Origin of the sequence: Persicitalea sp., from assembly GCF_041751555.1 — a bacterium.
Classification (GTDB): Bacteria; Bacteroidota; Bacteroidia; order Cytophagales; family Spirosomataceae; genus Persicitalea.
In genome coordinates this window covers 1-4,569 of record NZ_JBGSXF010000527.1, presented here as the reverse complement: position 1 = coordinate 4,569, position 4,569 = coordinate 1, and the positions used below count along the sequence as shown (strand labels likewise).

Here is a 4,569-nt window from a genome sequence, read left to right as displayed (position 1 = left end):
AAAAGGGTCAGGTTGTTCCGAAAGCGTAAAAATAGGTTCTAACTTGACAATACTATCCTCAGAGAATCCGCGGTCACGAAGCTCCTGAATCACTTTTTCCTTCCCGATTTTATCCAGTTTATCAATAGCCACCGCAAATGGCCCTTCCTGGCCCGGCGCACCAATGACTTCTGATATTCCGGTTAGGATTTTGCGGTTGTTGAGCTTCACCGTAAAGTTTTTGATGCCCAGATTTAGTAAACTTTCATGCAGCATAAGGACAATCTCCGCTTCGCAGAGCAGCGAATCGGTACCGACCACATCAGCATCGCACTGGTAAAATTCGCGGTAGCGACCTTTTTGGGGGCGATCGGCTCGCCACACAGGCTGGATTTGGTAGCGCTTGAAAGGAAACGGCAGCGTCCCCCGGTTCATCACTACGTACCGGGCAAATGGCACGGTGAGGTCGTACCGTAAACCTTTTTCCGAAATTTTGGTTGTGATGTCCCTACTGCCTGCTTGCCAGTCCTCTTCCTCCAATTTCCCCGCAAAATCACCCGAGTTCAGAATTTTGTAAAGCAGTTGATCGCCCTCCTCGCCGTACTTTCCCATCAATACCGAAAGATTCTCGATGGCGGGCGTTTCCAGAGGCTGGAAACCGTAACGCTGGAAGACCTGCCGGATAGTATCAAGAATGAAAGTCCGCTTGACCATCTGTTCGGGACCAAAATCGCGGGTACCACGGGCTAAGCTGGGTTTTGACATAATTACTGGCTGTAGGGCTTCGGCTTCGCTCAGCCTGACAAGGGGCTGGATTAAAAATTTTAAATCTTTTAGTAACGGTGCAAAGTTAGGGAGCATAGACAATTTTCCGGCCTAAATCTCACTTTTTTAATAATTAAGCACTACTTTTGCACCTCTTTTTAACTCAAATACAACAGCAATGGCAGTTACCATACTTAGGCGCAAAGCGCTGAGAAATCAAACCAGGTCAACCAACCGCCTGAAAAAAATCAAAGACCTTATGCGTAAGCCCGAGGTACGGAACGTGGATGTAGAAGCCATCAAGGCAGAATTTGCCGAGATGAAGAAGCAGCGCGAGGCGGAGGAGAAGAAAGCTGCCAAGCCGGTAGAAAGCAAAAAAGCGGAAGCGGCCGAGTCGAAGAAAGATGAAACCAAGCCCGTAGAAAGCAAGAAATCAGAAGCGGCTGAGGAGAAGAAAGCCGAGCCAAAGATTGAGGAAGAAACGAAGGTTGAAGCCAAAGCCACTGAAGAGCCAAAAGCCGACAAAAAAACCGAAGAAACTAAGGAAGAGGCAGCTAAGAAATAGGTTCGTCTTGTCTTGCCCAAATATCAAAGAAGCTCTGTCAATTGGATTTGGTGGAGCTTTTTCTTTTCCGGTCGCGGGAGCGCTTGTTCCGTTCCCGACTGGCCAGTTTGGTTTCGAGTTTGCGAATACTGCGGCGGGTTTCGCGGCGCACGTCCATCATTACTCGAAAGTACACTGCCTGGCCAAAAATTGATATACCGGCATTAACCAGAATGAGGCTGTAAGTACCCAGAATCACCCATTCAGTAGTTGGGCTACCCGTATGTTTCAGGTTACCGGCTTCGCTAAATACGCATAAACCGTAGCCGATCAGTATCAACCCGAGCGGGGCCAAAACCAGCCATTTAGTGCGGGCCGAAAGTTTAGAAAGCAGTTTTTGTCCAGGTGGCTTTGTCTCAGAATCGTTTGGCAACATAATTGATACGATAGATAGTGGGGATGATAAATTTTACGAATAGCTATTTGGTAGTATTCAAAGATTAAATCATACAAAAATAATAAAAATTTATCATCTATGTCAAAATCTCAATTCTTCGCTAAATAGATGAAATCGATCATTAGTCTTGTGTTGCGGTACGTGCCTCGCCCTGCTTTGCAGCGGGTCGGGCATTTTGCAGCGCGTTTCTTAGGGCTTTTTCACAAAGGTAGCCGCGTGGAGTGCCCCGTTTGCGATCATCAGTATAAGGAATTTTTGCCTTATGGACGCAAAGGCCGCGACAATGCACTTTGTCCCAACTGTCTGGCATTGGAACGCCATCGGCTGATGTATTTGTATCTAAAAAGAAAGACCAATTTTTTTACCGCAGACCTGAAAGTTCTGCATGTAGCCCCGGAGTACTGTTTCATCGACCGCTTCGAGCGAATGAAAAATCTCGACTACATCACGGCGGATATTGAATCACCGCTGGCAAAGGTCAAGATGGACATTCACGACATTCCTTTCCCCGAATCTACTTTTGATGTCGCCTTCTGCAACCACGTCATGGAACACGTGGATGACTATGTGAAAGCCACTAGTGAACTCTATCGCGTGCTAAAACCGGGCGGCTGGGCTATTATCCAATCACCACAAGACCTCAACAAAGCCACCACCTACGAAGACGCCGGCATCACCGATCCACGCGAGCGCGAAAAGCACTTCTGGCAAAATGATCATTTACGGTTGTTCGGCCGTGATTACGCCCAGGAATTGGAGAAAGGTGGATTTGCGGTAAAAGAAGATCGCTTTGTGATAGATGAACTCACAGAGGAAGAGGTGGCCAGGTTTGCGCTGCCAGCAATGGAGTTGATCTACCTTTGTCGAAAGTAGCAGGTTGCACTCAAATCTGGCTTTAACTGAAAATCCTTCGAAATCCTTCCCGAATAAAGCCCGTTCCGTACCCGAAGAGCTGAACAAAAGCCGCAAGGACGCTTAAAGCCCCCACTTTCAAGCTATTATTTTTTAGCGAGGCATCCAGAAAAATCGCTACTACGAAAACCTGTAAAAGGAGAATTGAAATAATAGCCAGCGGTTTCACCAATAAGTACATAACGGAAATCAACACGCAGAAAACCGTAAAAAGAGCGGGAAAGGCGTGAACAGGTTTGATCAATCCACGGTTCGGGTGCATTTCGTCCAACACAAATCTGGTGCGGCCAAAAGAGTGAACCTGCCGCCAAAAGTCTCGAAAACTACCGCGCCGCTTGTGAAATACGTAGGCGTCGGGAATGAGATCTGTGCGGTAGTTTTGGGCTTGTAGTCGGATGCCGAACTCGATATCTTCCCCCATATCGCGCTTGGCGAAGCCGCCCGTTTCCTGAAATACCCGCCGCGACATCCCCATGTTGAAACTACGTGGTTGAAAATTCCCGCCCGCGTTCTTCGCCTTTCCCCGAATGCCGCCCGTCGTAAAAAAAGACGTCATGGCATAGCTGATGGCCTTCTGCAAGTCGGAAAAGTTATCAGCTGCCCTGTCCGGGCCGCCGTATGCATCCAGAAACTTTCGGCTAAGTTGGGTATCCACCGTCTGGAGGTAGTGCGGCGGAATAATGGTGTCGGAGTCGAAAACGATCAGGTAGTCGCCTTTGGCCTGCGCGAAGCCGTAGTTTCGGGCAAAGCCTTGCCCCACGTTTTCGATCATGAAGTACTTGATATCGAGCTTACCGGCGTGTTTGTCCACAATCCCGGAAGCCGGAGTCTTTGAGCCATCCTCCACCACAATTACCTCAAAATCGCGGTAAAACTGGCGAGTAAGGCTTTCGAGCAGCTCGTCCAACTCATCGGGACGGTTATATACCGGAACTACTATCGAGTACTTGCGCAAATCAGTGAAGAGTGCCTAATTTCCTAAACCGCATTTGTTTTCCTGAATAGGTGAACTACAAGCGTACATCTACTCCAAAATTGCTTTCAGAGATTCTTCGTTGGCCTGGATGATGTGGTTGAGATGGCTGTCTTCCAAGGCGGTGGATAGAAACATACTCTCGTACTGGGAAGCGCCGAGATAGACGCCTCGTTCCAACATAGCGTGGAAGTACTTGCCGTACATTTCCATGTTGCAGGCACGGGCTGATGGAAAATCGCGAACAGGGTCCTCGGTAAAAAATAGCGTGTACATGGAGCCAATCTGGTTGACGGTGTAGTTCAGCCCTAACTTCTCCATACTCACCCGAAAACCCTGCGCCAGCTTCACACCCGCCTGATCGAGATTAAGGTATACCTCCTGATGGTCATTCAGGTAGTCTAGCATGGCCAAGCCTGCTGCCATCGCGATGGGATTTCCAGAAAGCGTTCCCGCCTGATAGACCGGGCCGGCGGGAGAAACGTAGTTCATGATGTCTTCCCGCCCGCCGTACGCTCCTACGGGCATCCCGCCGCCAATAATCTTGCCTAAGGTCGTCATATCAGGCATAACGCTTAACCGCTCCTGCGCGCCGCCTTTTGAAAGGCGAAAACCCGTCATTACCTCGTCAAAAATCAAGATGATGTCTTCTTTGTCGCACAAACTGCGCAATCCTTCCAGAAAACCCGGCTCGGGCAGGACGCAGCCCATATTACCCACAACGGGTTCCACGATGATCGTCGCGACTTGGCCAGGATTAGCGTCTACCAGTTTCTGGACGGCTTCAAGATTATTGAATGGTGCGGTGAGTGTGTCCTTGGCCACGCCCTCGGGAACGCCGGGACTGTCGGGTGTGCCGTGGGTAATTGCCCCTGAACCGGCTGCAATCAGAAAACTATCACCGTGGCCGTGGTAACATCCCGCAAACTTGATGATCTT

At 49.3% G+C, this 4,569-nt stretch carries 6 protein-coding genes; 2 read left to right on the top strand and 4 right to left on the bottom strand.

Annotated features, from left to right (window positions below):
* Positions 1-744, bottom strand: a 744-nt coding sequence (locus ACEW8P_RS18800) for a histidine--tRNA ligase (RefSeq protein ID WP_373514616.1), incomplete at its 3' end; no start/stop codon positions are given.
* Positions 745-922: 178 nt separating this feature from the next.
* Here ACEW8P_RS18800 and ACEW8P_RS18795 point away from each other — a divergent pair.
* Positions 923-1,309, top strand: coding sequence for a hypothetical protein (locus ACEW8P_RS18795; RefSeq protein ID WP_373514615.1), 387 nt, complete (start codon positions 923-925; stop codon positions 1,307-1,309).
* A 37-nt stretch (positions 1,310-1,346) separates the two neighbouring features.
* Here the strand turns inward: ACEW8P_RS18795 and ACEW8P_RS18790 are convergent, their stop codons facing one another.
* The gene (locus ACEW8P_RS18790; protein ID WP_373514614.1) at positions 1,347-1,724 is read right to left on the bottom strand and encodes a hypothetical protein; all 378 of its coding nucleotides are present in this window, start codon (positions 1,722-1,724) and stop codon (positions 1,347-1,349) included.
* A gap of 129 nt (positions 1,725-1,853) precedes the next feature.
* On the opposite strand from ACEW8P_RS18790, the gene ACEW8P_RS18785 reads away from it, so the two are divergent.
* On the top strand, positions 1,854-2,618 hold the full coding sequence (locus ACEW8P_RS18785) for a methyltransferase domain-containing protein (RefSeq protein ID WP_373514613.1): 765 nt from the start codon (positions 1,854-1,856) through the stop codon (positions 2,616-2,618).
* Between the two features lie 22 nt (positions 2,619-2,640).
* On the opposite strand, the gene ACEW8P_RS18780 is transcribed toward ACEW8P_RS18785, so the two are convergent.
* The gene (locus ACEW8P_RS18780; protein ID WP_373514612.1) at positions 2,641-3,612 is read right to left on the bottom strand and encodes a glycosyltransferase family 2 protein; all 972 of its coding nucleotides are present in this window, start codon (positions 3,610-3,612) and stop codon (positions 2,641-2,643) included.
* Positions 3,613-3,681: 69 nt separating this feature from the next.
* On the bottom strand, positions 3,682-4,569 hold an 888-nt coding region (locus ACEW8P_RS18775), incomplete at its 5' end, for a glutamate-1-semialdehyde 2,1-aminomutase (RefSeq protein ID WP_373514611.1).

Bases quoted from the DNA above. Each gene is read 5' to 3' on its own strand.
- ACEW8P_RS18795 (WP_373514615.1), top strand. From the start codon at position 923: ATGGCAGTTACCATACTTAGGCGCAAAGCGCTGAGAAATCAAACCAGG.
- ACEW8P_RS18790 (WP_373514614.1), bottom strand. From the start codon at position 1,724: ATGTTGCCAAACGATTCTGAGACAAAGCCACCTGGACAAAAACTGCTT.
- ACEW8P_RS18785 (WP_373514613.1), top strand. From the start codon at position 1,854: ATGAAATCGATCATTAGTCTTGTGTTGCGGTACGTGCCTCGCCCTGCT.